The sequence below is a fragment of the Pseudomonas sp. MF6394 genome (assembly GCF_002018845.1).
Taxonomy (GTDB): Bacteria; Pseudomonadota; Gammaproteobacteria; order Pseudomonadales; family Pseudomonadaceae; genus Aquipseudomonas; species Aquipseudomonas lactis.
Genome location: NZ_MVOJ01000002.1, coordinates 46,927 through 73,874 on the forward strand (window position 1 = coordinate 46,927; position 26,948 = coordinate 73,874).

At 54.9% G+C, this 26,948-nt stretch carries 26 protein-coding genes; 13 read left to right on the forward strand and 13 right to left on the reverse strand.

Annotation, left to right across the window (positions count from 1 at the left end; translation table 11 throughout):
- The first annotated feature begins 55 nt into the window (after window positions 1–55).
- From MF6394_RS02895 to MF6394_RS35105, 3 genes are all read left to right on the forward strand, one after another.
- Window positions 56–1,141 (forward strand): methyl-accepting chemotaxis protein, encoded by a 1,086-nt coding sequence (locus MF6394_RS02895; RefSeq protein ID WP_416147053.1) that lies wholly within the window; start codon window positions 56–58, stop codon window positions 1,139–1,141.
- 43 nt (window positions 1,142–1,184) lie between these two features.
- On the forward strand, window positions 1,185–4,049 hold the full coding sequence (locus tag MF6394_RS34905; protein WP_198848910.1) for a bifunctional diguanylate cyclase/phosphodiesterase: 2,865 nt from the start codon (window positions 1,185–1,187) through the stop codon (window positions 4,047–4,049).
- Between the two features lie 137 nt (window positions 4,050–4,186).
- Window positions 4,187–4,363 carry a diguanylate cyclase domain-containing protein gene (locus tag MF6394_RS35105; RefSeq protein ID WP_078466174.1) on the forward strand — a complete coding sequence of 59 codons (177 nt, stop codon included), beginning with the start codon at window positions 4,187–4,189 and terminating at the stop codon, window positions 4,361–4,363.
- 179 nt (window positions 4,364–4,542) lie between these two features.
- Here MF6394_RS35105 and tnpC read toward each other — a convergent pair whose 3' ends face one another.
- From tnpC to tnpA, 3 genes are all read right to left on the reverse strand, one after another.
- Window positions 4,543–6,090, reverse strand: coding sequence for an IS66 family transposase (gene tnpC / locus MF6394_RS02910; RefSeq protein ID WP_078466175.1), 1,548 nt, complete (start codon window positions 6,088–6,090; stop codon window positions 4,543–4,545).
- A gap of 61 nt (window positions 6,091–6,151) precedes the next feature.
- Complete coding sequence (gene tnpB / locus MF6394_RS34460; protein WP_010562499.1) at window positions 6,152–6,487, reverse strand: IS66 family insertion sequence element accessory protein TnpB; 336 nt, start codon at window positions 6,485–6,487, stop codon at window positions 6,152–6,154.
- Window positions 6,484–6,801 carry an IS66-like element accessory protein TnpA gene (tnpA, locus tag MF6394_RS35110; RefSeq protein WP_073665984.1) on the reverse strand — a complete coding sequence of 106 codons (318 nt, stop codon included), beginning with the start codon at window positions 6,799–6,801 and terminating at the stop codon, window positions 6,484–6,486. Before tnpA ends, tnpB begins: the two co-directional genes overlap by 4 nt.
- Before the next feature lie 154 nt (window positions 6,802–6,955).
- Here tnpA and MF6394_RS02925 point away from each other — a divergent pair, with 154 nt between their 5' ends.
- Entirely contained in the window at window positions 6,956–7,153 is a 198-nt protein-coding gene (locus tag MF6394_RS02925; protein ID WP_008437450.1) for a DUF1289 domain-containing protein, read from the forward strand.
- A 303-nt stretch (window positions 7,154–7,456) separates the two neighbouring features.
- Here the strand turns inward: MF6394_RS02925 and MF6394_RS02930 are convergent, their stop codons facing one another.
- The 5 genes from MF6394_RS02930 to MF6394_RS02945 form a co-directional block, all read right to left on the reverse strand.
- Complete coding sequence (locus tag MF6394_RS02930) at window positions 7,457–7,924, reverse strand: DUF411 domain-containing protein (RefSeq protein WP_008437448.1); 468 nt, start codon at window positions 7,922–7,924, stop codon at window positions 7,457–7,459.
- A 162-nt stretch (window positions 7,925–8,086) separates the two neighbouring features.
- Window positions 8,087–9,139, reverse strand: coding sequence for a copper resistance protein B (locus MF6394_RS02935; protein ID WP_008437443.1), 1,053 nt, complete (start codon window positions 9,137–9,139; stop codon window positions 8,087–8,089).
- Window positions 9,111–9,356 carry a hypothetical protein gene (locus MF6394_RS33715; RefSeq protein WP_024073347.1) on the reverse strand — a complete coding sequence of 82 codons (246 nt, stop codon included), beginning with the start codon at window positions 9,354–9,356 and terminating at the stop codon, window positions 9,111–9,113. The genes MF6394_RS02935 and MF6394_RS33715 overlap by 29 nt, the downstream gene beginning before the upstream one ends.
- Window positions 9,357–9,368: 12 nt before the next feature.
- Complete coding sequence (locus tag MF6394_RS02940) at window positions 9,369–11,273, reverse strand: copper resistance system multicopper oxidase (RefSeq protein ID WP_008437439.1); 1,905 nt, start codon at window positions 11,271–11,273, stop codon at window positions 9,369–9,371.
- Window positions 11,274–11,450: 177 nt separating this feature from the next.
- Entirely contained in the window at window positions 11,451–11,657 is a 207-nt protein-coding gene (locus MF6394_RS02945) for a co-regulatory protein PtrA N-terminal domain-containing protein (protein WP_019821302.1), read from the reverse strand.
- 386 nt (window positions 11,658–12,043) lie between these two features.
- Between MF6394_RS02945 and flgB the strand changes: the two genes are divergently transcribed.
- The gene (gene flgB / locus MF6394_RS02950) at window positions 12,044–12,457 is read left to right on the forward strand and encodes a flagellar basal body rod protein FlgB (RefSeq protein ID WP_008437437.1); all 414 of its coding nucleotides are present in this window, start codon (window positions 12,044–12,046) and stop codon (window positions 12,455–12,457) included.
- Between the two features lie 30 nt (window positions 12,458–12,487).
- Here the strand turns inward: flgB and MF6394_RS02955 are convergent, their stop codons facing one another.
- The 5 genes from MF6394_RS02955 to MF6394_RS02975 all read right to left on the reverse strand — a co-directional run bounded on the left by MF6394_RS02955 (window position 12,488) and on the right by MF6394_RS02975 (window position 16,555).
- Window positions 12,488–12,688 carry a heavy-metal-associated domain-containing protein gene (locus tag MF6394_RS02955; RefSeq protein ID WP_008437435.1) on the reverse strand — a complete coding sequence of 67 codons (201 nt, stop codon included), beginning with the start codon at window positions 12,686–12,688 and terminating at the stop codon, window positions 12,488–12,490.
- 111 nt (window positions 12,689–12,799) lie between these two features.
- A complete protein-coding gene (locus MF6394_RS02960) occupies window positions 12,800–15,157 on the reverse strand; it encodes a heavy metal translocating P-type ATPase (RefSeq protein WP_024073349.1) in 2,358 nt (785 codons plus the stop codon).
- 2 nt (window positions 15,158–15,159) lie between these two features.
- Window positions 15,160–15,405, reverse strand: a complete 246-nt coding sequence (locus MF6394_RS02965) for a DUF2933 domain-containing protein (protein WP_032899631.1) — start codon at window positions 15,403–15,405, stop codon at window positions 15,160–15,162.
- A 94-nt stretch (window positions 15,406–15,499) separates the two neighbouring features.
- The gene (locus tag MF6394_RS02970) at window positions 15,500–16,036 is read right to left on the reverse strand and encodes a cupredoxin domain-containing protein (protein WP_008437431.1); all 537 of its coding nucleotides are present in this window, start codon (window positions 16,034–16,036) and stop codon (window positions 15,500–15,502) included.
- A 165-nt stretch (window positions 16,037–16,201) separates the two neighbouring features.
- A complete protein-coding gene (locus MF6394_RS02975) occupies window positions 16,202–16,555 on the reverse strand; it encodes a co-regulatory protein PtrA N-terminal domain-containing protein (protein WP_008437430.1) in 354 nt (117 codons plus the stop codon).
- A gap of 205 nt (window positions 16,556–16,760) precedes the next feature.
- Here MF6394_RS02975 and MF6394_RS02980 point away from each other — a divergent pair, with 205 nt between their 5' ends.
- From MF6394_RS02980 to MF6394_RS03015, 8 genes are all read left to right on the forward strand, one after another.
- Window positions 16,761–17,456 (forward strand): heavy metal response regulator transcription factor, encoded by a 696-nt coding sequence (locus MF6394_RS02980; protein WP_008437429.1) that lies wholly within the window; start codon window positions 16,761–16,763, stop codon window positions 17,454–17,456.
- A complete protein-coding gene (gene copS / locus MF6394_RS02985) occupies window positions 17,453–18,841 on the forward strand; it encodes a copper resistance membrane spanning protein CopS (protein ID WP_008437425.1) in 1,389 nt (462 codons plus the stop codon). Before MF6394_RS02980 ends, copS begins: the two co-directional genes overlap by 4 nt.
- A gap of 359 nt (window positions 18,842–19,200) precedes the next feature.
- Window positions 19,201–19,584, forward strand: coding sequence for a copper homeostasis periplasmic binding protein CopC (copC, locus tag MF6394_RS02990; RefSeq protein ID WP_008437424.1), 384 nt, complete (start codon window positions 19,201–19,203; stop codon window positions 19,582–19,584).
- Window positions 19,585–19,587: 3 nt separating this feature from the next.
- On the forward strand, window positions 19,588–20,526 hold the full coding sequence (gene copD, locus MF6394_RS02995) for a copper homeostasis membrane protein CopD (RefSeq protein WP_008437423.1): 939 nt from the start codon (window positions 19,588–19,590) through the stop codon (window positions 20,524–20,526).
- 74 nt (window positions 20,527–20,600) lie between these two features.
- Window positions 20,601–20,942: a hypothetical protein gene (locus tag MF6394_RS34465; protein ID WP_073844967.1), complete on the forward strand. Its 342-nt coding sequence runs from the start codon at window positions 20,601–20,603 to the stop codon at window positions 20,940–20,942.
- A 99-nt stretch (window positions 20,943–21,041) separates the two neighbouring features.
- Window positions 21,042–22,298 (forward strand): TolC family protein, encoded by a 1,257-nt coding sequence (locus tag MF6394_RS03005; RefSeq protein ID WP_008437421.1) that lies wholly within the window; start codon window positions 21,042–21,044, stop codon window positions 22,296–22,298.
- Entirely contained in the window at window positions 22,295–23,779 is a 1,485-nt protein-coding gene (locus MF6394_RS03010) for an efflux RND transporter periplasmic adaptor subunit (RefSeq protein ID WP_008437420.1), read from the forward strand. The genes MF6394_RS03005 and MF6394_RS03010 overlap by 4 nt, the downstream gene beginning before the upstream one ends.
- Entirely contained in the window at window positions 23,776–26,934 is a 3,159-nt protein-coding gene (locus MF6394_RS03015) for an efflux RND transporter permease subunit (RefSeq protein ID WP_008437418.1), read from the forward strand. Before MF6394_RS03010 ends, MF6394_RS03015 begins: the two co-directional genes overlap by 4 nt.
- The last annotated feature ends 14 nt before the right edge of the window (window positions 26,935–26,948 follow it).

A 26,948-nucleotide genomic window follows, 5' to 3' on the forward strand; every position in this document is an offset into this window, starting at 1 on the left:
TGGCGAGGCATTCGCGCAACTGGCACGCTTCTTCGTGCTGCCGCTGCTCGGTGTAGTGAGCGGCGCGGCGTTCTGGAGCCTGGAATTGCCCGGCACGGCGTTGCTGCTGACCTTGGTCCTGCTTGGGCTGCAGGGTTTTGCCAGCCTGCACAACTCCAGCCAGCTGCTCGGCCGGGCTCGTGCAGTAGCGCCAAAAACATTCGACAGCCCGCTGGTGGCCCGCACCTACAGCGATGCCTCCGGGCCACTGGCGCTGCTGCACCTGGCACTGATCAGCGAGGATGCACGGATTCGCACGGCGCTTTGCCGCCTGGGAGATTTCGCCGACCAGACCGCCGCCCTGGCCAAGGAAAACGGCCGCCTCAACGAGCAGGCCGAACGTGCCCTGCAGGCCCAGCGCAATGAAGCTGACCAGGCCGCCACGGCGATGCACGAGATGGCCGCGTCGATCAATCAGGTCTCCAGCCACGTCCAGCAAACCGCTCAGGAAGCACGTCAGGCCAGTGAACTGGCTATGGCCGGCGCCCAGCAGTCGCAGCAAAGCCGCCAGGTCATCGAGCAACTGGCGCAGACTGTCGATGGCATCGGCCAATCGGTGCAGTCACTGGCCGATGAAACCGCTTCCATCCAGCAAGCCGCCAGCATGATCCACGCGATTGCCGAGCAGACCAACCTGCTGGCCCTGAATGCCGCCATCGAAGCAGCCCGCGCCGGTGAGCAGGGCCGTGGCTTTGCCGTAGTGGCCGACGAAGTGCGCGCCCTGGCCTCCAAGACCCGCCAGTCTACCGACGTCATCCAGGGCATCATCACGGGCCTGCATAAGGAAACCGAACGTGCCTTGAGCGTCGCTCGCGCCGGCAGCGAGGAAGCGCGTAACGGCGTGGCGCGGGTAGCGCAAACCGAACAATCGCTGCAAGGCATCAGCCAGACCGTCGACAATATCCACCAGATGGCCGAGCAAATGGCCGCTGCTGCCGAACAGCAGAGCCTGGTCGCCGAGGATATTGCCCGGCAGATCAACTCGATTTCCCAGGCCACCAACGACAATGCCGAAGTCACCGGCAATAGCGCGCGCCTAGGCAGCCAGCTACAGTCCACTGCAGGCTCCCTGCACGCGCTGGTCGAGCGTTTCAACAGTTAATAATCCTGCACAACGGGCGCTAGCAGCGCCCCCGGATAACGCCTTGCAGCCTCTCTATCTGAACCACCGCAGTCTGGCTCTGAGCACCTGCGCCCTGGCCTTGGTACTGATGGCCCTGGCCCTGAGCCTGCCTCCGATTGCCATCTTCACTGCCCGTCCGGCCGACTACCTCTCGGTGCATATCCTGCTGGAAATGTTCGCCATCAGCGTCTCGCTGATGATTGTGACTATTGCTTGGAATACCCCTGATCATGACGCCGAGCCAATAGCCCAGACCTTGGTCTTCGGCTTCGCCAGCGTGGCCGGCCTGGACATGTTGCATACCCTGTATTTCGCCGGCATGCCGGGGCTGGTGGTGGATGGCAGTACCAACACGGCGATCTTTTTCTGGCTCAGCAGCCGTGCGGTCGAGGTGGCCGTTCTCTGCCTGGCAGCCCTGTCGTTGCGCCTACCCGGCAGCCGCAATGCCTGGCTGATAGCAGGCATTGTCCTGGTCGCCGCCCTGTTCCTGATCGCCACTCAGCGCCCACAATGGCTGCCGCTGAGCTATATCCCCGGCAGCGGCCTGACGCCACTGAAGAACACCTGCGAACTCATCCTGTGCGTCGCCAACCTGGGCCTGGCCCTGTGGTTCTTCCTGCGTAGCCGCAAGACTCAGAGCAGCCGCGATCTATGGCTGGGCGCAGCCTGTTTCATTACTGCGATGGGCGGCCTGGCGTTTACTCATTATCAGAATACCTCGGAATTCATCAATCTATTCGGTCATCTGTACAAAGTGGCCGCTTACTGCTTCTTCTATCTGGCTGCTTTCCAGATCGCCGTGCGCAAACCCTATCGTTTGCTGGTCGAGCGTGAGCAGCGTATCCGCGAAAAGGAAACTGAATTACACAATCTGCTGCATAACTTGCCAATCGGCGTCGCCCGACTGGATGAGCACCTGCACTTGCGCTACGCCAACCCGACGCTGATCCGCAGCCTGGATCGCCATCCGGAAAACTTGATCGGTGAAACCATCAGCGACCTGCTACTCAGCGACGTCGCTGAGCAGATCAAACCGCATCTGTTTAAAGCCCTGGAAGGCGTGCGCAGTGACCTGGATCTGGAATACGTCCGCCCGGACGGCAACAGCGCCTATGCCTCCTGCCTGGTGGTGCCGGAACGCCAGGTCAGCGGCCGCGAAGCCGGGGTGCTGGCGATTTTCACCGACACCAGCGAACGCGAGCACAATCGCCGACAGTTGATTGACTCACTGCGTGAAATCGCCGAGATCAAGGCCGCCCTGGATGCCCACGCCATCGTCGCCATCACCGATGCCCGCGGAGTAATCACCCAGGTTAACGACAAGTTCTGCTCCATCTCCCAGTACGCCCGCAGCGAGCTGGTCGGCCGCACCCACAAAATGATCAACTCCGGCCATCATCCACGCGAATTCTTCCAGGACCTGTGGCGCACCATCAGCCATGGCGAGGTGTGGAGTGGCGAGGTGTGCAACCGCGCCAAGGACGGCTCGCTGTACTGGGTGCAGAGCACCATCATGCCCTTCATCGGCAAGGATGGCCTGCCCGAGCAGTACATCGCCATCCGCGCCGACATCACCAAGCGCAAGCGCATCGAAGAAGCCGCCCAGCGCATGGCCCTGCACGACGCCCTCACCGGCCTGGCCAACCGCCGCCTGATGAGCGAACGCCTGATCCGCGCCCTGCACAACAGCCAACGGCATAATCAGCACGGCGCCCTGTTGCTGATGGACCTGGACCACTTCAAGGAAATCAACGACACCCTCGGCCACCCGATCGGCGACCAGCTGCTCAAGGAAGTGGCCGTGCGCCTGCAGGGCACCCTGCGCCAGAGCGACACGGTGGCGCGCCTGGGCGGCGACGAGTTCGTGGTGATCATCGAAGAGCTGGGCAACAGCCAGGAAAGCGCCATGCACCATGCCAGCGATACTGGCGAGAAGATCCGCCAGGTGCTGTCCGCGCCCTATCAGCTCCACGACCATATGGCGCAGATCACCCCGAGCATTGGCGTGGTGTTGTTCGATGGCACGCTGCAGAACGCCGACGAACTGATCAAGCAGGCCGACATGGCGCTGTACAAAGCCAAGGATGCCGGGCGCGACCAGCTGTGCTTCTTCGATAACGCCCTGCAGAGCGAAATCAACCAGCGCGCCCTGCTGCAGCGGGACCTGCGCCTGGCCCTGGAGCAGGATGAGCTGCGCCTGTTCTACCAATCGGTAGTCGACGCCGACGAGCAGATCCTCGGCTTTGAGGCCCTGCTGCGTTGGCAAAACCCGCAGCGCGGCCTGGTTTCCCCGGCGCAGTTCATTCCCCTGGCCGAGGAAAGCGGCCTGATTATTCCGATCGGCCAATGGGTACTGGCCACCGCCTGCCGCCAGCTGGCCGAGTGGCAGCACGACCCCATGCGCCAGGTCTGGACCATTGCCGTGAATATCAGCGCCCGCCAGCTCAGCCAGGCCGATTTCGTCCAGCAGGTGCTGCAGGTGCTGGCCAGCAGCGGCGCACCGGCCAACCGCCTGCGCCTGGAAATCACCGAATCCATGCTGCAACACGACCTGACGGTAACCATCGGCAAGATGCAGGCACTGCGCCAGGTCGGCGTGCGCTTCTCGCTGGACGACTTCGGCACCGGCTATTCGTCCATGAGCTACCTCAAGCACATGCCGCTGGATCAGCTGAAGATCGACAAGTCCTTCGTCGACGAAATCCTCACCGACAACACCGACAGCGCCATCGCTCACACCGTGGTGACCCTGGCGCAAAACCTCGGCCTGGAGGTGGTAGCCGAAGGCGTGGAGCAGCGCGAACAACTGGAGTTGCTGATTGCTATCGGCTGCCGAGCGTTCCAAGGTTACCTGTTTGGTAAGCCGGAACCGATCACCCGAACATAAGGGGAAATTAGCGTGTAAGGCTGAGCTGAAAATGAAGTTGTCAGCGAAGGTTATAAAGCCGTCGCTGAATGAGATCGAACTCAGACTGGAGATCTGTTTTAGTCGCTCATTCGACAAGCGTCTGCGTGAGTTAGCCCGTGTCCAGGAGACCGTTCACGCACCCCATTGAAATCCTAGGGCACAGCCTAGTCGTGTCAGCCAGCCTGGGGGTCGCCATCGCGCCCAAAGATGGGCAATGCACGAACGATCTCATCATGCATGCAGATCTGGCCATGTACCGCGCCAATGAAAGCCTTCCGCGAATACTTCCGTAACTCTTTTTTGGCACAGCAGCTCGTCAGCACTAGGCGATAAATTGCCGGCGGCGAATCGCCATGACACAGAGAAGCAACCCGATGTTTGCTAACGCCGGACTTGGTGAGCACCATGAGCGCCATCAACGGTCGCTGGGGGCGCGGAACTGTAAGCGTCTGCCGAACTCACCTTGCGTAATTCAGGCGGGTGCCCATTGATGCGGCAGTAGTTGGCCAATCTCGCTGGCCCGCTGTGTCGGCAGCCGCATCAGCACATCCTTCAGGTAGGCGTACGGATCATGCCCATTCATCCGCGCCGACTGGATCAGGCTCATGATCGCCGCCGCCCGTTTGCCGCTGCGCAGCGACCCGGCAAACAGCCAGTTCGAGCGTCCAAGGGCCCATGGTCGAATCTGGTTCTCGACCTGATTGTTGTCGATAGGCACGGCGCCGTCGTCCAGATAGCGCGTCAGCGCTAACCAGCGTTTTAGGCTGTAATCCAGGGCTTTTGCCGTGGCTGATCCGTTGGGCACCCGATCACGCTGGGCCAGCATCCAGTTATGCAGCGCATCGAGGATTGGTGAAGACTTTTCCTGCCGTATTCGCCAGCGTTCTTCATCGCTCATGTGCCGTGCTTGCCGCTCGATTTCATACAGCCCGGCAATGGAGTGCAGCGCCTGTTCGGCTAACTGGCTTTTGTTCGCTGCGTGCAGATCGAAAAATTTGCGGCGGGCGTGGGCCATGCAGCCAATTTCGGTGATGCCCTGCTCGAAGCTGGCCTTGTAGCCGGCGAAGTCGTCGCAGACCAGCTTGCCACTCCACTGACCCAGAAAATTGCGCGCATGCTCACCAGCCCGGCTGGGGCTGAAGTCATACACCACGGCCTTCAGGTCGGCGAAGGGTGTGGTGCAGTATGCCCAGACGTAAGCCCGGTGGGTTTTCTTCTCGCCAGGGGCCAGCATTTGCACGGGGGTTTCGTCGGCGTGGATCACGCCTTGCGCCAGTACCGCCTCGCGCAGGGCGTCGACCAATGGTTGGAGCTGTACGCCGGTGTGTCCGACCCACTGCGCCAGCGTCGAGCGGGCGATGGCCAGGCCAGCGCGCCCAAAAATCTTTTCTTGCCTATACAGCGGCAGGTGGTCGGCAAATTTGGCCACCATCACGTGAGCCAGCAGGCCGGCAGTGGGGATGCCCTTGTCGATCACCTGGGCTGGTACCGGCGCCTGGATCAGTGTTTCGCACTGACGGCAGGCCCATTTGCCACGCACGTGCTGTTCGACGGTGAACACGCCCGGCGTGTAATCCAGCTTTTCGCTGATGTCTTCGCCGATGCGTTGCAGCTGGCAGCCGCAGGTGCATTGAGTGTTCTGCGGCTCGTGACGGATCACAGTACGCGGAAACTGGGCTGGCAGCGGTGCGCGCTTGGGCTGTTGGCGGGGTTCAGCCGGAGCCGCCGGAGGATTGAGGGTGTTCAGTTCCGCCTCGATAGCGGCAATGTCCGTGTCGAGCAAATCATCCAGCAGGCTGCCCTGGTCAGGGCTTAGTTGCTCGCTACGCTTGGCGAACTTGTGTCGCTTGAACCAGGCGATTTCATGGGTGAGCTGCTCGATGACGGTTTGATCGCGGTCGATCTTCTTGCCCATCGTTTCAACCGTCTTACCCAACGTGTCGACTTGCGACAGCAACTGCGCAGCGAGTGCGCGCAGTTGCTCAGGTGTCAGTTGGTCGAGATTGGGCGAGGAAGTCATGCCGCTGATTGTGCCAGAGCAGGCGATCAGCGCAGATAAAGCGATGGGCTAATGGCCGGCGCTACAGCACTGTGATCGCACCGGCTGCACCAACCCGCTGCCAAGGTAAACCGAGCACCAAAGCCTGAAGCTGCTCGGTGTCGAGTTCAACTTCCGAGCCGCGGTGGATGCCTGGCCAGTGAAACTTGCCCTGGTTCAATCGCCGCGCGGCCAGCCAGATCCCTACACCGTCATGCACCAACACTTTCATGCGGTTGGCGCGGCGGTTGGCGAACAGATAAGCACAGTGCGGCTTCGCCGCACCGAATACCTCCACTACACGGGCCAATGCGGTCTCGGTGCCGGCGCGCATGTCCATCGGCTCAGTGGCAAGCCAGATGCTATCGATGCGGATCACGGGGCAAGCCCCCGGACAAAGCGGGCGCAGCCGTCAGGATCGGACACTGGCCATTTCACTGTGACTGACTGCTCGCCAAGCGATAGCTCAATAATCACCGATGCTGCAGTCGGCCGTTTGGGCGTAGCCCTCAATGGAACGAACGCCGACAACACCGCGGGTAGCTGATCTCGGTAAAGCGGTAGCCATTTTCGAATGACGTTGGCGTTGATGCCATGGCGGATGGCAACGCTGGAGACGGTCGCACCCGGTTGTAGGCATTCCTGAACGACCTGGACCTTGAACGGTTTGGGGTAAGAGCTTCGTTGGCGCATGGAAATCCTAACGTTAAGGACGATCGCGTCCGCTTAAAATACGCGGACACCATCGCCCTTAATGCTGGAGTTCGGAAGGTGACTTGGCTGGACGCTTACGTTCAGGCTTAGCAATGAGCCCGTAGTTCGCATAAGTTCGCCGAGGAATTGACCAATGGCCAAGGACATCGAGAATCCGTGTACTTCTGTCTGCCAGTTGAACAGCGAACTGTGCGTCAGCTGCGGTCGCACCAAGGAAGACATCAGAAAATGGAAACGAATGAAGCGTCCAGAAAAAATGGCCGCTGTACAACGCGCGACCCTGCGTCTGAAAAGCCTGCAAAAAAAGAACTCTCAAACCACTGTAATTTAACTTTTCTACGCTTTCAGCCGAGACAGATGTCCAGATTCGGAAAGGCAAGCTGAGTGGCAACGCCACCCGAACTTAGCACTATCGTGGTCAGATGCGCAGTGCTTGTCAGCAGACGGAGCATGGCGTCATCTCAAATTGTTATTGAGGACAGCGGTACGGGGTTATCCGATTCGGCGCAGGCGCGCCTTTACAGCTTGTTGCTGATCGTCCTTTGCGTATTGCTTGAGAATGAAATCAACATAGCATGTCCCGCTGCATGGCCATGAGCTGGGACCATGCTGTGGCCGAATGGATGAGGTGGGATTAGTTTGCGGGGTATTCAGCAATGACCTGATCTACGCCGGCTTTGGTCAGGCCGATTATTTGGTAGGTCTCATGTACTCCGTCGACTTCCATTCCTGGAGAACCTGCTGGCATTCCAGGAGCAGCGATCCCGAGAAGGTCGTCACGCTTACTCATCGCAATTATTTGCTCAACTGGCACATGACCTTCAACAAACTTCCCGTTGATCATCGCAGTGTGACAAGACGAGAGTCGTGGAGCGACACCTAGATCTTGTTTGACAGCACTCATGTTGGTTTCTACATGATCAATGACGGTGAAGCCATTGGCCTCAAGATGCTGAATCCATTTTTTGCAGCATCCGCAGTTTGCATCTCGATGCACATCGATGGTCAGGGCCTGCGCCGCTTGAGCCGTTGAGCCGATGAACAGCGCAGCGAATGTTGCAATACGCAGAAATCGACTTGAAAGTCGGAAGCTACCTGTCATGAATATTTCCTTTTCCCTTGGAGACGGCGAGATGTTCTACGAAGCAATAGAACCCCACTCAAGCGTTCATGCCGCTGCAAAGGTTACATTGAAGGATCTACTTTAGAGTCGGGGAGCCAACTCCCCGATCATTTGAATTCGTAGGGCTAGTGCTCAAATCGCTCAGAACCACATCCGAATACCAGCTACAAACCGGGCCTCGTTTGTCTTTTCCCCTTCATCGCTGGCTAGGTCAGCCGTCTTACCATATGAGCGATTCCAGCTAACACCAATGTAGGGTGCGAATTGACGAGTAATTTCGTAGCGCAACCGCAGGCCTAGTTCGGTGTTGGCCAATCCAGATCCTATGCCGCGCTGAGGATCATTTTTCCCGTACAAGTTTACTTCGGCGGTCGGCTGCAAGATCAGGCGATTGGTCAACAGGATGTCGTAATCGCCTTCAAACCGAGCTGCGGTTTGACCGTTCTCACCAATATAAGCAGTCGCTTCAGCTTCAAAGTTATAGAGGGCCATGCCCTGAATACCGAGCGCTCCCCATGTTTGAGGTGACCCAGGTTTGAAGTCTTGTCGAATGCCGGTGACGACATCCCACCAAGGACCGATGGCGTGTCCCCACAGAGCCTGAAGTTCAGCGTTCTCGGTTACGCCATTGGTACGTTCGCCTTCCGAACGCAACCATAGGCGATCGACGTCACCGCCGATCCACCCTTTTGCATCCCAAGCCAGCGCACTACCGTTGTCAGCGTCTTGGTACTCAAATTTATCCAGGAGGATGAACGAGTTAATTTTTTTATCGTGCACACCATGGCCTGGTAAGTCTGGAAAAGCGGCGGCCCGGTCAGCGTCGGTAAGTACGGGGATTGGGGTTCGGCTTGTGGTAGTCGCCCCTCCATCCATGCTTTCCATACCGTCCATTTGCCCGTTATCGCTGTGATCCATAGCCCCCATCTTGCTATGGTCCATGGCTCCCATTGAGCCGTGGTCCATCTTGGAGTGATCCATCGCGGCATCTTTCGGTTTGGCGGGTTTGGATTTTTGTGCAGTTGAAGACTTTGCGTCCGCACTTGATGGCATCGCCATCGACGGATCCATCTCTTCAGCGGCTTGAGCCATGAAAAAGAATGCTGGACCGGTAGAGACTGCAAGTGCCATCAGCGTTGGGCGTAAAAACTTACTGGTCATGATCTCAATCTGCCTTTTTGGTTTTTTGGTCATGATCCATCGACTCATGGCTCATCTGGCTATGGTCCATCGCCCCGTGATCTAGCTTCGAATCGTTTGCCGTTGCTGGCTTGTCCGTTGCTGTAACAGGAACAGTGGTTGAATGGTCGCTGCCATTTTCCTCTGCCAGCACCGTGGACGAGAGTCCACCCAGCAGGACAGCGGCAAAGAGGCAACCCACGAGGGAATTACGATTTCGGTATGTGCTCACAGATCGTCTCCTTTACTCATCAACCCGTACTTCACGGAACATGCCCATTTCCATATGGAAAAGCAGGTGACAGTGATATGCCCAACGGCCTAAGGCATCAGCGGTGACTCGATAGCTGCGTTTGGTACCTGGTGGCATATCGATCGTGTGCTTGCGCACCATGAACTTGCCGTTCTCGTCCTCAAGGTCACTCCACATGCCGTGAAGGTGGATGGGGTGTGTCATCATGGTGTCGTTCACCAAGGTGATGCGCAGACGCTCGCCATACTTCAGGCGCAGCGGTTCGGCGTCAGAGAATTTGATGCCGTTGAACGACCACGAAAACTTCTCCATGTGACCGGTCAAATGAAGCTCGATGGTACGATTTGGCTCGCGGCCGTCAGGGTCTTGGAAAGTGCTTTTCAAGTCGGAGTAAGTGAGCACTCGACGACCATTGTTCCGCAAGCCTATGCCCGGATCACTTAGCTTTGGCGTTGGATTCATGGCTTGCATATCAACCAGGGGATTGTTGGTTTCAGAGGCAGGGTGTGTCTGCATTTCTCCACCCATACCACCCATGCCAGCCATCCCTGACATATCACCATTGCCCATCCCAGCCATCTTGCTGTGATCCATGCCCGCCATGTTAGTCATGTCACCGCTGTCCATGCCGGTCATCCCGGTCATGTCACTTTGGTCCATACCGGTCATCTTGCTGTGGTCCATGCCCGCCATGCCCGCCATGCCGGACATGTCACCTGGTGTCTTCTCTGCGCCGCCCATACCAGCCATGCTGCCATGGTCCATACCAGCCATACCGCCCATCCCCATGTCATCCATAGTGACGATTGGACGTGGATCTATAGCAGGTACCTGAGCAACTAGCCCTTCACGAAGAGCGAGGGTTCCGCGTGCATAACCCGTCCGATCCATAGACTGGGCGAAGATGGTGTAAGCCTCTTCACTGGCAGGCTCTACGATCACGTCATACGTTTCAGCTACGGCGATGCGGAATTCGTCAACACTCACTGGGTTGACGTGTTGGCCGTCGGCGGCCACAACGGTCATTTTCAAACCAGGAATGCGGACGTCGAAATAGCTCATCGCCGAGCCGTTGATAAAGCGTAGTCGTAGCTTCTCACCCGGCTTGAAAATACCGGTCCAGTTACCGTTTGGCGCCTGGCCATTCATGAGATAGGTGTAAGTATCTGCGCTGACGTCTCCAAGGTCGGTTGGGCTCATGTTCATTTCAGCCCACATCTTCCTGTCAGCTACTGTAGCTGACCAACCTTGCTTACTGACATCGTCGATAAAATCACCAACGGTGCGTTTATGGTGGTTGTAGTAGCCCGACTGTTTCTTAAGCTTGGCCATGACGCGACTAGGATCTTCATCGGTCCAATCAGTCAACATCACCACATAGTCGCGGTTGTATTGAAAAGGTTCAGGCTCTTTCGAGTCGATAACGATTGGCCCGTAAACCCCTGCCTGCTCCTGTAAGCCCGAGTGGCTGTGGTACCAGTACGTACCATTCTGATGAACCTTGAACTTGTACTCGTACATGCCGTCGGGTGCGATGCCATGGAAACTCAAGCCAGGTACACCGTCCATATTGGCCGGCAGAATGATCCCGTGCCAATGGATTGAGGTGTCTTGGTCCAGGCGGTTTTTTACACGCAGGGTGACTGTCTCTCCTTCGCGCCAACGCAGCAAAGGTCCTGGCAATGATCCATTGATGGTCATGGCTGTTCGCGGCGAGCCGGTAATGTTTACAGGTGTTTCACCAATAAACAGATCAAATTCATTGCCGGTGAGTACGCTCGGCAGACCTGGACTTGTCACCGCCCATACTGGAGTGCGCCAAAGGCCAAAGCCGCCGAGAATGCCACCAGCGGCCAAGCCTTTTACGAATGTCCGTCTAGAGGTTTTGGAATGCATGCCGTTTATTTCCAATCAGTCAAAAGGGAAGCCGTGCGAAACAACCGATCATGAGTTGCCCGGATCAGCTTTGCCCACCGTCACAAAAGACAAACTCTTACGGCAAGCGAGCTCAGAAATTGCCACATTTAAACCACCGCAGTGATTACATTTCTGTCAGCTTGGAGGGCTAGCTATTTAGCAATTCTTGTGATCCATCGCCTTGGCTTTGCTTTCAGCGACGGGATGTTGGGCATTTTGCGTTTGAGCTACTCGGTACGATTCCATCGAATTATTCCTGGCCACTTCCATGCGTGCGAAAGTCCGGTCACCACCCCCTTCAGCCATAGCCAAAGAAGAGACGGTCAGAGCCGCGATGACGAACAAGGTTTTGATAGGGTTCATTTGGGGGGCCTCGGATGATTATTGGTGACCCCTGAATCCACATCAGTCGTTGACTCTAGGGGGTGAGCTTGAGGCTCAATAGGACTATAAGACTCATCCCCTGTCAGGAAGCTTAGGCCAATATTACAGTTGTGTCAGGTTGCGATATTTCTCTTGAGATGCAGAGTGATTAGTCCGTAAGGTCTAAGCTATCCAACGACACATAACCTCCATCCACCATCTAAAATTTACCTGTGCGGCGTTGTAAGTTTCCGGTCACTGCACGATGGCGTGGCGTTTTTTGAGTTTTTCGCTGAAATCATACATCGGCTCGGACGCACTACGTTAAGCACTTGAGTGTTCGATAGGTGGGAATTAAATGGCAGCGTAACTAAAGGTGGCCACCGGTGAGTATTAATTTTGACAAAGCGCTTGGCTCCGCAGAAAGAGCATTACGTTTTCGCAGCCAACGAGCTGAGGTACTTAGCAATAATATCGCTAATGCCGACACTCCTAACTTTAAGGCCAGGGACTTGGACTTTTCTGCTGTACTGGCTAGCCAAACAAAAGGAGGTTTGGCTACTCCGTTCTCTTTAAAAACAACAAACCCAAAACATATTGCCGTAAACGAATTAGTAAGTGATATTCACGGCGGTGCTTTGCTTTACAGTACGCCGAACCAACCTTCCATTGATCAAAATACTGTGGATCAACAGGTCGAGGTCGCAAAGTATACGGAAAATGAAATTCATTTCGAAACCGCCTTTACTAGATTAAATGGAGCATTTAAGGGGCTACTTAAAGCTCTGCGAGGTGAATAATAAACTTTACCCAGCGAGGGAATCAGCGCCTCAGGCGCTGATTTGGGAAGGGAAACCGAGTGCTTCGACAGTTTTACGGACTTGCTCTGGGTTTTCACTGCTTTCAACGCTTACCTTACCTGCTGCGCGATCCACGGAAATCATAGCCTCGCTGTCCAGTGACTGAATTGCTTTGGTGATTTTGCTGACGCAGCTACCGCAACCAATGCCTGATACGTTTAAGACGAACATGGTTATTCCTCTTGTGCTGAGCAGTCTATTTTCACCGCAACAACAAGATCAACGTTGACACCACGGTAAGGTCAAGAGTTATGTATAGCGGGCTGTGAGCATCGGTTACGCTCATTCAATTCGGGTATTCCTCAGCCTCAAAGCATTGAAAACTACAGACGCAGAACTGACGCTCATGGCTAACGCAGCAATCATTGGAGACAGAAGGTGCCCCGTCAGTGGATAGAGCAGGCCTGCGGCGAGGGGAATACCCATTGAGTTGTAAAGGAAGGCGAACCCCAAGTTTTGCCGCATGTTTTTTACCGTTGCAACCGAAAGTGCCCGTGCCCGTAAAATCCCCATCAGGTCGCCTTTTACCAGCGTGAGCTGCGCGCTATTCATCGCGACGTCAGTCCCTGTACCCATGGCAATGCCCACATCTGCTCGCGCCAAGGCCGGTGCGTCGTTGATACCGTCGCCGGCCATGGCAACCTTTCGACCGGATTGCTGGAGGTCCGCCACCAGGCGCTCCTTGTCCTGAGGTTTCACTTCACCATGAACCTCTTCAATACCCATCTCCTTGGCGACAGCACGTGCGGTGGTGAGCCCGTCTCCCGTGGCCATGATGATTTTTACGTTATCAGCCTTAAGCTTGGTGACTGCTTCTTTAGAGGTCGGTTTTATCGGGTCTGAGACCGCTAGTAATCCTGCCAAGACCCCGTCAACTGCTAGATAGATGATGCTGATGCCTTCAAGGCGCAACAACTCTGCACGTTCTTGTAAGACCTTTGTGCTCACGCCGGCAGCTTCCATCAGTGCAGTGTTGCCCAGCTGTACTTTCTTGCCATCAACGAGACCACTCACCCCAATCCCTGAGCCGGACTCAAACGATTCAGGCTTGGTGAGCGCAATATTTTCAGTTCGGGCGTGATCGACGATGGCGTGTGCCAAAGGATGTTCGCTGCCTTGATCAAGGCTAGCGGCCAGTTGAAGCACATCGCGTGGGTTGAAATCTGGTGTGGCCTCCACACTGTGAAATACCGGCCGTCCCTCTGTCAGGGTTCCCGTTTTATCGACAATCAGTGTGTCGATCTTGCAAAGGTTTTCGATGGCACTGGCATCTCTGAACAGCACACCCATACTGGCGGCTTTACCCGTCGAAACCATGATCGACATGGGCGTTGCCAGACCCAGAGCACAGGGACAAGCGATGATAAGCACGGCGACAGCGTTGATCAGGCCGAAGACCCAGCTGGGTTCCGGGCCGAACAGTCCCCAACCTATGAGGGTCAGCAACGCAATCGCGATAACCGCCATCACAAAGTAGCCGGCGATCGAGTCGGCCATTCGTTGCATGGGCGCTTTGGAGCGTTGGGCTAGTGCGACCATTTGTACTATCTGCGACAGCATGGTGTCAGCGCCGACCTTTCGCGCCTCCATCACCAAGCTTCCATGAGTATTAAGCGTGGCACCGATCAGACTATCCCCTGCTCTTTTCATGACCGGCACAGGTTCACCAGTGAGCATGGATTCATCCACCGCACTTTCTCCCTCGAGTACAGAGCCATCAACTGGCACTTTTTCACCAGGTCTGACCCGCAAATGGTCTCCCAAGTGAACATGGGTAAGAGGAATGTCTTCCTCCTGACCATCGGCGTTGATCCTGCGTGCAGTCTTGGGAGATAGGCCAAGAAGGGACTTAATGGCGGCGGAGGTTTGTGACCGTGCTTTGAGCTCAAGAATCTGCCCAAGCAAGGTGAGCGAGATGATGACCGCAGCGGCTTCGAAGTAGACGCCGATGCGTCCATCTTGCATGAAGGTGGTGGGAAAACTTTGGGGAAATAGGGTTGCCGCGACGCTGTAAAGATAGGCTGCGGCAGTACCTAAACCAATCAGAGTCCACATGTTTGGACTGCGATTTCTAACGGATGCTATGCCTCTTACAAAAAAGGGCCAACCTGCCCATAAGGTGACCGGAGTGGCAAGAGCGAACTCGATCCAGTTTTGAACCGAACCATGGAAGATTTGTAATGAGTGACCCGCCATGGCTAGAAGGGCCACCATTACGGTTAAAGGCAGCGACCACCAAAAGCGGCGGGTGAAATCCAGGAGCTCGGGTTTGTCATCGTCATCAAGCGCGGGCATGACGGGCTCTAATGTCATGCCACATTTAGGGCAATTGCCGGGCCCTGGCTGTCTTATTTCCGGGTGCATAGGACAGGTAAACTCAGTGGCTACCTGTAGCGTGGGCTCTATAGCGGCGCTGCTGGGTTCAGCGCTGGGATGATTACCAATGTAGCGTTCTGGATCTGCCCGAAATTTCTCTTGGCATTTCTGGCTACAAAATTGATACGTCTGTCCTTGGTAAGACTCGCCAAATTTACTTGGAGGTATAACCGCCATACCGCACACCGGGTCGCGTAGACCACCGTCATTGGGTGAGGCAGCGTGGGCGGGACCGTGATCGTGGTGGCTCGGTGGAGTGGGCATAGCTATTTCTCTTCCTTGTTGGTTCCTGCCTGATCGCCATGGTCATGTCCGCCATGTCCATGTCCAAAAAAATGCATCAATGGACAGATCAACAGGATGAGGTAGGGCAAATACGGATAAACGTGGGTGAAATGTTCCCGCACCCCGTAAAAGGCACCGATCGCAATGAGCATGATCAGTACAACGCCTGTTTTGCGCCTCCAAAATGGTGGGGAGGTGCTTCCAGCCGGATGCTGATGCTTATCCATGATCTAGACCCCGTGTGTGAGCGTGTTGCTCTGATCTCTGCCTCAGAGCATAGCGAACTCTTGCGTCGACGCGGTTTTAGCGGTCGGTTCAGGCTTACTTCAAGTCAAATTGACCGACCATCCCCGACTGGTAATGACCTGGCACGTTGCAGGCAAATTGAAGTCCAGTTGTGTTGTTGAAGGTCCAGATCAACTCCTTGGTTGCCCCTGGCTCGATCAGCACGCTATTCGGGTCGTTGTGTTCCATTCCAACCATCTTCATGCCTCCCATGCTATGGCCCATGTTGCCCCACATTTTTCCAGTTCCGGTGGGTGTAAGCGTTCCATTCTGGAACATGCTCGCCATTTCTTTTTGGTGCGCCGCGTGAGCAGCGGCTTGGCCGATATTGAACTCGTGCAGCAACGCCCCTTTGTTGTGAAGTACAAAGCGAACCGTTTCACCGGGCTTTACGTCGATGCTTTTAGTTTTGAAGAAAATATCACCCATCTCTACATCAACCGTGCGAGTGACCTCTGAGGCGACTCCAGGCTGACCGATATCCTCTTTCCCATGACCTACGCTGGCCATCGCCGTAGCGCCGAGGAGTAGGGTGATTGCCGCAATAACTGGAGTAATGAGCTTAGTTTTCATGGTGACCTCGAGAGCCAGTGGAAAATACTAGCTATGCTAAAGGGATAGAGCTGAGCGTTAACTGACTTGAACACTACATTTCTGTCAGTTTTCCTGAGAAAACACGGCGCCCAGATGACGCCGTGTCTAGTGGGCGGTTCAGAGAGCCCCGTAGGAGTTATTCGGTTACTGATGGTTCTCAGAAAGCATCAGTTTGTGCTCGCGCTGCATTTGGTTCAAAACGTCATCAACCATGGCGTCGTGTTTTTCCATCCAGGCGAGATGTTCCTGAGGTGACATTGATGCTTTTGGATGATCTAGATGAAGCTGGCCCATGATCTCGCCCAGTATTTTCATATGCTCGGCCATGTGAACATGGCGCTGCCCTTCAGGAGCTTTTTCAGCTTGTACCAAGGTCGCTTCGGCTTTATCGCGCAGGCTTTCCATGCGCTCCATAATCCGATCTGCACCACCTTCAGCCAACGCAGATGCTGAGATGAGTATCGAACTAGCAAAGAATAGGACTTTTAAACGGTTCATGAGGAAGCTCCTTTTTGATTTGTTTTCCGGCTCCTCTAGCTTTCATGGTTAAGAGTCGGTCGAGCACCAGAAAGTACTCATGCTCGAACCCTAGACAGCACTCGCTGACATCTACCTGAAGCCAATATTACTTTTCTGTCAGTTGCTGGTTGGCAGAGGCATTTCATTGCAGACTCAGCCTCACAATTATTCGAGAGCCATCCCCATGAGACTTCTGGTTGCGGAAGACGAACCCAAAATAGGTATTTATTTGCAGCAAGGACTCACCGAGGCGGGGTTCAATGTTGATCGTTTTACCAATGGCAAAGACGCGCTTCAGCACGCCTTGAGCGAGGCGTATGACCTGCTGATTCTCGATGTGATGATGCCTGGGCTGGATGGCTGGGAAGTACTTCAGAAAGTGAGAGCATCCGGAAAAAATGTCCCTGTGCTTTTCCTCACGGCGCGAGACCGAGTTGAGGATCGGGTAAAAGGACTTGAGCTGGGGGCTGACGATTACCTGATCAAACCCTTCGCATTTTCTGAATTGCTGGCTCGCGTCAGAACGCTGCTGCGTAGAGGTACCACTGCCCCCTCCCAAACCCATATGAAATTGGCTGATTTGGAGGTGGACCTCCTCAAACGCAGGGTTATCCGCGCAGGCAAACGTATAGATCTAACGGCCAAAGAGTTTGCGTTGCTCGAATTGCTGCTCCGTCGTCGAGGTGAGGTTCTGCCCAAGTCGCTTATTGCTTCCCAGGTCTGGGACATGAACTTTGACAGCGATACTAACGTCATCGAGGTTGCTGTCAGGAGGCTCAGAGCAAAGATTGATGATGATTTTGAGGTCAAGCTTATCCACACCTCTCGAGGCATGGGGTACATGCTGGATGCGCCGGATTCGGGGACGGGGTCGGAATGAAGCGAATGTCCCTGACTACGCGCATGAGCCTGATGTTCATGCTAGCTGTAACGGCTGTGCTCACCGTCGCTGGACTCAGTTTTAACAACCTCAGCCGGCATCATTTCAAGATGCTGGATCAGCAGGCGCTGAACGAAAAGCTTCACTCGACGCAAAGAATTTTGACTGGGTTGAACAGCATTGATCAATTCAGTGATGTTAAGCCTGAGCTGGAGGCACTGCTTGGTGCTCATCGTGATTTGACAGCTCTTATCATCGATGGTGACGGTAAGCTCCTGTTTGCTGACCCAGGTCCGATCGTAGTTCCTGAAGACTTCCGAACGGTCACAAACAGCAATGTCTGGGAGTGGCGAGACCAGGAGCAGATATTTCGAGGCGTGACGGCGCAAGCCATAGTGACGGGGCAGGACAAGCCATTGACAGTGATGTTGATCTTTGATGTTACTCAACATATGGCCTTCTTCGAGACGCTTGAACGATGGTTTTGGATAGGACTGGTGATAAGCGCGCTGGTCAGTGCTGCACTGGGCTGGATGGTAGCGCGTAGTGGACTACGACCTATTCGCCTAGTCACTCAGGTAGCAGCTTCGATGTCAGCTAAATCGCTCAAAGAGCGTATTCCATTAGGTCCCGTTCCCCAAGAGCTCCAGCAGATGGTGCTCTCGTTCAACGCAATGTTATCTAGACTGGACGATGCGTTTGTTCGTTTATCGAACTTCTCTGCGGACATTGCTCACGAATTACGGACACCCGTTAGCAATTTGATGACTCACACTGAAGTGATTTTATCTAGAAAAAGAAATATTGAGGACTACGAGGACAATCTGTACTCAAATCTTGATGACTTGAAACGTATGGGACGTATGATTGATGACATGCTTTTTCTAGCGAAATCAGATAACGGTCTAATTACACATGAAAACAAACCGATTGACCTGGTAGCAGTAGTAGAGAAATTACTCGAGTACTACCGTTTGCTGGCTGATGAGCGAGGGATCGACCTGAAGGTCACAGGCAGGGGTAGCGTCCGAGGTGACGTACTCATGCTCGACAGGGCCATCTCTAATCTGCTCTCAAATGCGCTCCGGTACACCCCCGAAGGAAAGTGTATTACTGTCGATATTCGGCAGAAAGGAACTTCAATATCAGTCTCTGTGGAGAACCCGGGAGAGCCCATTGCGTCCGAGCATCTTGAAAAGCTGTTTGATCGATTTTATCGCGTGGACCCAGCTCGCAGAGAAGGAAGTCCAAGTAATGCAGGGCTAGGTTTATCGATTACTCGATCTATCATTGAAGCGCATGACGGAAAAATATGGTGTACGTCGTTAAACGGAATAACAGCCTTTCATATTGAACTCCCATGTGCTGATGCAAGAAAGGTCTAAGACACCTTGTTCATATGTATGCAGGCAACATGTGGTTAGCTCAATAGGATCGTTTTTGGATGAGAGAAAACTCTTGGAGCGTTCCAAAGAAAGTCGCGTATTTGGCGCCGTATCCGGGCAGATCAGTGCCAAAAACCCGCCCCAAGCTGACTGAAATGTAATCGAACAGTTTGCGTTCATGTGGCATCGTGTACTCGCACTGTGACGTTGGAAATCTTGTGATTCCTCCCTGTCCAGCCGGCCCTAGAACACGGAATTTGCTAGGTATTCGTCAGTGGTTTTAACGAGCGTCAAAAAGTAAAAAACTAGATATTCCCTAAAAACCTAGAACCAACAGCTTTTGCTGTCAGGAGTCTTGCATGTCATTCCTTAAAACTACCACCGTAGCTGTTGCGCTGACTGCGGGTTTGCTTCTGAGTGCAGTTGCTCAGGCGCATCCAAAGCTGGTTTCTTCTACTCCCGCTGAAGGATCGGATGCGGCGGCTCCGTCTAAAATCGAACTGCACTTTTCTGAGAATCTAACGACTCAGTTCTCTGGTGCAAAGCTGATTATGACCGATATGCCTGGTATGCCGAATTCACCTATGGGCGTAAAAGCTAACGTGGCAGGTGGCGGTGATCCGAAGACGATGGTTATTACACCCGCATCGCCATTGACCACGGGTACTTACAAAGTCGAATGGCGTGCCGTTTCCTCGGACACTCACCCGATTACCGGCAACTTTTCTTTCAAAGTGAAATGATTCATGAGCGACTCATTAAATATCGTTGTTCGCTTTGCTCTTTATTTCGACCTGATGCTGTTATTTGGACTGGCAATTTTTGGTCTTTATAGCCTCAGGGGAAAAGAAAGAATATCGGGAACAGTTTTGAATTTTGAGTCGCTTCTTTACAGTACTTCTGCTGTAGGTGTAGCTCTGTCCCTTGCCGCCATGTTGTTACTTGCGAAAGCAATGAGTGGCGTGTCGGGTTTCATGGAGCTACATCACCATATCTTTCAAATGGTTCTCATGGGGACTGACGTCGGTTTGACCTGGATGGTCCGAATAGGGGCGTTGGTGACGGCCATTATTGGCGTTTCCCTGAACAAGCGCTTTCCAACACTGAGTCTTTGGATTGTCACTGTCTGTGGCGCGATTGCGCTAGCGACGCTGGCATGGACAGGGCACGGAGCAATGGACGAGGGGAGCCGTCGCTACTGGCACTTTATTAGCGATATCTTCCATCTTTTGGCCGCAGGCGGTTGGTTGGGTGCGCTAGCGGCATTTGCCCTGCTGCTGCGTTTGAAATCACTGAAAGGTGAGCGAGAAGCACGAATTCTTGCTCGGGTACTGACAGGGTTTGAATCGGCCGGCGCGGTGATTGTAGTGATCATCAGCATTACGGGAGTGGCGAACTACCTATTTATCGTTGGGCCAAATCTCGATGAGGTGATGCTCAGCACTTATGGCGAGTTGCTATTTTTGAAGGTCCTGCTCTTTGCCGGGATGATCGTATTAGCGACGCTCAACCGTTTTCACCTAAGCCCGCTCTTGGAACGTTCTGTTCGAAATGGAGACTATGCTGTCGCGGTCAATGCCTTGCGCCGTAGCATGAAGCTCGAATTTTCAATGGCAGTCATCATTATTTGTCTAGTCGCATGGTTAGGTACTTTAAGCCCGGTCATGGAAATGAGCGCGGCATAGCGGTTGGTGATGGCCGACTAAGGAGTCTCAAGGGTGAATTGTAAGGGCCATTTGCACCGTCTACACTCCAGCTCATGAAACGCTACCTGCGGTTTTGCCTAATTTTCCTGATTAGCTTGGCGCTTCCCCTCAGCGGGATGGCGGGTGTTCAGACATCGATTGAACCATGCCCGATGAAAACCATGGGCATGGCGATGATGGATGGTATGGGGCAAGACTGCTGCCACGACATGAAAAGTCCCACCGAGCATGGCAAACCTTGTAAGCCCGGTCAGGAATGCAAAACTGGCGGCATGTTGCAAGTATCGATCATCAAGCCTCCTATCACCCTGTCCAGTCCTCTCATTCTATCATTCTCCAGCCATTTCCCGCTCGTACAAACCTCTTCAGGGGTATGGCGACCCCCACGTACTTGATTCCTGTACCACACTGAGCCTCATTCCGCGTTAGCGGGATGGCATATCTGCGCGCATGTCTTATGAAGCGCGCGGTGGATCATCACAGGAATCGTGAACATGAACTCCAAGTGCTGTTGCACAGGTTGGTCCTTCCTGGCCGGCCTGGCGGCAAGCGTACTTGCATTGCCGAGCTTCGCTAGCGCATTGACATTCGATGAAGCGCTGCGTCTGGCCGAAAACAATGCACCATCGTTGACCGCACAAGACGCCAAAATTCAAGCAGCCACTAGCGCGGCCATTCCCGCCGGCGAACTACCCGATCCCAAGCTACTGCTGGGCGTGCAGAACTACCCCATTGGTGGACCCGACAGATGGAGCATCGACCAGGACTTCATGACCATGCAAGTGGTCGGGATTAGGCAGGAGATGCCCAACAGCGACAAGCGCAAAGCACGTATCGAGGTCGCGGATGCGGCTGTTGATCGAGCGTCAGCCGAGCGTCGAGTGGCGCGTCTGAACGTCCGACAGTCCACGGCATTAGCCTGGATCAGAAGCTACTCGGTTGAGCGTAAAGATGCGTTGTTCCAGGACTTCTACAAAGAAAACCGTCTTCTGACCGATACCGTCAGAGCTCAGATTGCGGGTGGCCGAGCCCAACCCGCCGATGCGGTGACACCTAAACAGGAAGCTGCTCAACTGGCTGAGCAGCAGGATGATTTAGTTCGTCAACGTGCACAGGCCCGGGCCGCCCTCAAGCGCTGGATTGGCCCTGCCGCCGATGACAAACCGGTAGGCGGTTTGCCTGATTGGCCTATTGAGACCTCAGGTTACTCCCATAAGCTGCAACATCACCCCGAATTAGCGGCTTTTGTGCCGATGACCCGTGAAGCACAAGCCAAGATCCGTGAAGCTGAGGCGGAAAAGCAGTCTGACTGGAGCTGGGAATTCGATTATCAGCACCGAGGCCAACAATTCGGTGACATGGTCAGCGTGCAGTTTTCATGGGATCTCCCGCTGTTCCCTAACTCTCGGCAAAACCCCAAGATTGCGGCCAAGCACGCCGAACTAAACCAGCTTGAGGCTGAGCGCGAAGCCCTGTCACGCGAGCATACCCAGCAACTGGAGGATGAGTTGGCTGACTACGAGCGCCTCAATCGTGCAGTCAGCCGTAATCAGGAAAGCTTGTTGCCGTTGGCTAAAGAAAAGGTCGAACTCACGATGGCCAGCTACCGCTCCGGCAAGGGTGATTTGAACTCGGTTGTTGCCGCCCGACGCGAACTCATCGAAGCCCGTCTCAAGCAGGTTGACGTTGAAGAGCAACGTGCCCTGACCAGCGCTCGCCTGTATTTCTCTTACGGGGAGTCCGCTCAATGATTTTTAAATTATGGAAAGGGACTTTAATCATCGGCATCTCGATTGCCTTGGGTGTTGCCGGGGGTTACTGGTTAGCCCAACCGCGAATGAGCGGAGTAGCTGGTGTCGTACCGGATCATGAACCCAAAGCCTCTGCCGATCGAAAAGTTCTGTATTGGTATGATCCCATGTACCCACAACAGAAATTCGATAAACCGGGTAAGTCACCCTTCATGGACATGCAGATGATCCCTCAATACGCAGATACCAAGGGGGACAGCGCTGCCATTCGAATTGATCCAAGCCTGACTCAGAACCTTGGTGTGCGACTGGCTAGTGTCAGTCGAGGCGTATTTGCCTCGACACTGAACGTGGTAGGTGTGCTGGCCTTCAACGAACGGGACGTTGCAGTCATTCAGGCCCGTACAGCGGGTTTTGTCGAGCGTGTGTATGCCCACGCACCTGGTGATGTGCTGAAAGCGAATGCCGCCTTGGCAGATATCTTGGTGCCGGAGTGGGCAGCTGCTCAGGAGGAATTTCTCGCCCTCAAGCGTAGTGGCGATGCTGGCTTGCTGACAGCGGCCCGGCAGCGACTGCGGCTAACCGGAATGCCACTTACGTTAATTGCTCAAGTTGAGCGCACTGGCAAAGTTCAATCGAACCTGACGCTGACCAGCCCTATTGGTGGTGTGCTTCAAGAGCTGAGTGTGCGTGAAGGTATGACGGTGGCCGCAGGCGAGACGTTGGCTCGTGTTAATGGTTTGAGCAGTGTCTGGCTGGCCGTGGCTGTACCAGAGGCGGAAGCTGGGTCAATCGTAGTAGGGCAAGCAGCTGAAGCGCGTTTATCCGCATTCCCTGGAGTTGTGCTCAAGGGCGTCGTCAGTGCGATTCTTCCGGAAACCAGTTCGGACAGTCGCACACTTCGCGTTCGAGTTGAGTTACCCAATCCAGATGGCCGACTCAGACCAGGTTTGACCGCACAGGTAAGCCTCAATCGTTCAACGGAGCAAAGTGTTCTGTGGGTGCCGAGCGAGGCCGTCATTCGTACCGGTCGACGTGCGTTGGTCATGCTCTCTGAAGACGCTGGTCGATATCGCCCGGTGGAGGTGCAGCTAGGCCAGGATAACGATGGCAAGACGGCGATATTGAAAGGCTTGGAAGAGGGGCAGAAAGTGGTGACCTCTGGCCAGTTCCTGCTCGACTCGGAGGCCAGTCTCAAGGGCGTTGTCGCAAGCTCATTGGACGTTTCGCCATCTACTATGCCCGTTGGCGCTTTGCATGAGGCCGATGGTCAGATCGTTGAGATCAACGACAAAGAAGTCACGCTCGCCCACGGTCCCTTCAAGACATTGGGTATGCCAGGCATGACGATGACTTTCCCTCTCGCCACTCCTGCTCTGATGAAGGGCCTAAAAACGGGCGACAAGGTTCGGATCGCTGTTAGCCAGACGGACGATGGTCTGCGTGTTGAACGTCTGGAACGCTCTGGGGGCCAGCCATGATTGCGGCCCTTATTCGCTGGTCGGTGGCCAACCGCTTTCTTGTGTTGCTGGCGACGCTGTTCGTCACGGCATGGGGGATCTGGGCGGTTCAAAGTACGCCCATCGATGCATTGCCAGACCTGTCGGATGTTCAGGTAATTATCCGTACACCTTACCCAGGCCAAGCCCCACAGATCGTCGAAAACCAGGTGACCTATCCACTGGCAACCACCATGCTCTCGGTACCTGGGGCCAAGACTGTGCGCGGTTACTCCTTCTTTGGCGACAGCTTCGTTTATGTGCTGTTCGAAGACGGAACTGACTTGTACTGGGCCCGCTCGCGGGTGTTGGAATACCTGAGCCAGATACAAAGCCGCCTACCAGCCAGTGCTAAGCCAGCCTTAGGACCTGATGCCACTGGCGTTGGCTGGATTTTCCAGTACGCGTTGGTTGATCGCAGCGGTGGGCACGATCTGGCGCAACTGCGAGCCCTACAGGACTGGTTTCTCAAATTCGAGCTCAAGACGCTGCCGAACGTTGCGGAAGTTGCCACCGTAGGTGGCATGGTCAAACAGTATCAGGTCCAGCTCGATCCGCTAAAGTTGGCGAACTTGGGTATCACGCAGTCTGAGGTGACCGAGGCGATCGGCAAAGCCAATCAGGAAACCGGTGGAGCCGTGCTGGAAATGGCGGAGACAGAGTTCATCGTACGAGCTTCCGGCTACCTAAAGACGCTCAATGACTTTCGCGCCATCCCGCTCAAACTGGGCGCGGGCAGTGTGCCGGTCACGTTGGGCGATGTTGCCACGATTCAGTTAGGGCCTGAGATGCGTCGAGGCATTACCGAACTCGACGGTGAAGGTGAGACCGTCGGCGGCGTGGTGATTCTGCGCAGCGGGAAGAATGCTCGTGAAACCATTGCGGCGGTCAAAACCAAACTCGACGAGCTGAAAAGCAGTCTGCCGGCGGGGGTTGAAATCGTCACCACCTACGACCGCAGCAAGTTGATTGATCGTGCCGTGGAAAACCTCAGCCACAAGCTGATCGAAGAGTTCATCGTCGTCGCGTTGGTCTGCGGAATCTTTCTCTGGCACCTGCGTTCATCTCTGGTGGCAATCATTTCCCTGCCGGTTGGGGTGCTGATCGCCTTCATCGTGATGCGCTATCAGGGTATCAACGCCAACATCATGTCCCTTGGCGGGATTGCCATCGCCATCGGCGCTATGGTCGACGCTGCCGTGGTGATGATTGAAAATGCCCACAAGAAGGTCGAGGCTTGGCACGTGGCCAATCCTGGGGAGGAACTGAAAGGTGAACGTCATTGGCACGTGATGACTGAAGCGGCTGCCGAGGTAGGACCTGCATTGTTCTTCTGTCTGCTGATCATCACCCTGTCGTTCATTCCGGTGTTCACGCTGGAGGCTCAGGAAGGACGTCTATTCGGTCCATTGGCGTTCACCAAAACCTACGCTATGGCCGCAGCGGCTGGACTGTCGGTAACTCTCGTACCGGTGTTGATGGGGTATTGGATTCGTGGACGAATTCCCAATGAGCAGCAGAATCCGCTAAATCGCTGGTTGATCCGGATCTACGAACCCGCTCTGGACGCCGTATTACATCGACCTAAAATAACGCTGCTGGTTGCGTTGCTAGTCTTTGTCAGCGCGTTGTGGCCGATCTCTCGTCTGGGTGGTGAGTTTCTTCCCCCGCTGGACGAAGGGGACCTGCTCTATATGCCATCAGCTCTGCCTGGATTATCGGCGCAGAAGGCCGCGCAACTGCTTCAACAGACTGACCGTCTGATAAAGACAGTTCCAGAGGTCGAACACGTTTTCGGCAAAGCCGGCCGCGCTGAAACCGCGACTGACCCAGCACCTTTGGAAATGTTCGAAACCACCATCCAATTCAAACCACACGAACAGTGGCGCCCAGGCATGACCCAGGAAAAGCTCGTTGAGGAGCTAGACCAAGCGGTGCGTGTCCCAGGATTGACCAACATCTGGATACCGCCGATTCGTAACCGCATCGACATGCTGGCCACTGGCATAAAAAGCCCTATTGGTGTGAAGGTTGCCGGTACCAACCTGACGGAGATCGATGCCGTCACCCAAGCCATCGAACGTGTTGCCAAGGATGTCTCAGGTGTGAGTTCAGCGTTGGCCGAACGACTGACCGGTGGCCGCTATATTGATGTGGATATCGATCGTAAAGCTGCGGCCCGCTATGGGTTAAATATTGCCGATGTGCAATCGATCGTGGCCGGCGCAATCGGCGGTGAAAACGTCGGGGAGACGATTGAAGGGTTGGCTCGTTTCCCAATTAACGTACGTTACCCTCGTGAGTGGCGGGATTCACTCGGCGCTCTGGAGCAGTTACCTATCTATACCCCTCTAGGCAGCCAGATCACTCTTGGCACCGTTGCGAAGATCAAGGTCAGCGATGGTCCGCCGATGCTTAAGAGTGAGAACGCCCGACCTTCAGGCTGGGTGTATATCGACGTGCGGGGACGGGATATTGCTTCGGTAGTCGCCGATCTACGACGGGTCGTCAGCGAGCAGGTTAAGTTGCAGCCTGGTATGAGCCTGAGCTACGCAGGACAGTTCGAATTTCTCGAAAGGGCCAACGCACGACTCAAGCTGGTGGTGCCTGCCACGCTGTTGATCATCTTCGTGCTGCTTTATTTAACCTTTGCTCGCTTCGATGAGGCCTTGCTGATCATGGCCACTCTGCCATTCGCACTGACTGGTGGGGTATGGTTTCTCTATCTATTGGGATTCAACCTGTCGGTCGCCACTGGTGTCGGCTTTATCGCTTTGGCCGGTGTTTCTGCCGAATTTGGCGTAATTATGCTGCTTTATCTGAAGAACGCCTGGGCTGAGCGTGAAGACCTCGGCGATAGGACCGAGCACGGGCTGATGGCCGCGATTCGTGAAGGCGCTGTCCAGCGCGTTCGGCCCAAAGCCATGACTGTGGCTGTCATCATTGCTGGCTTGTTACCCATTTTGCTGGGCAGCGGGACCGGCAGCGAGGTGATGAGCCGAATTGCGGCACCCATGGTTGGAGGCATGATTACCGCGCCCTTGCTGTCGCTGTTTGTCATTCCGGCAGCCTATCGACTGATGCGTCGCCGGCACCTCTCAGTTGAGCCCATCAATCCTCAAGAAAAAGTCGTATGAAACTGACCCTGATT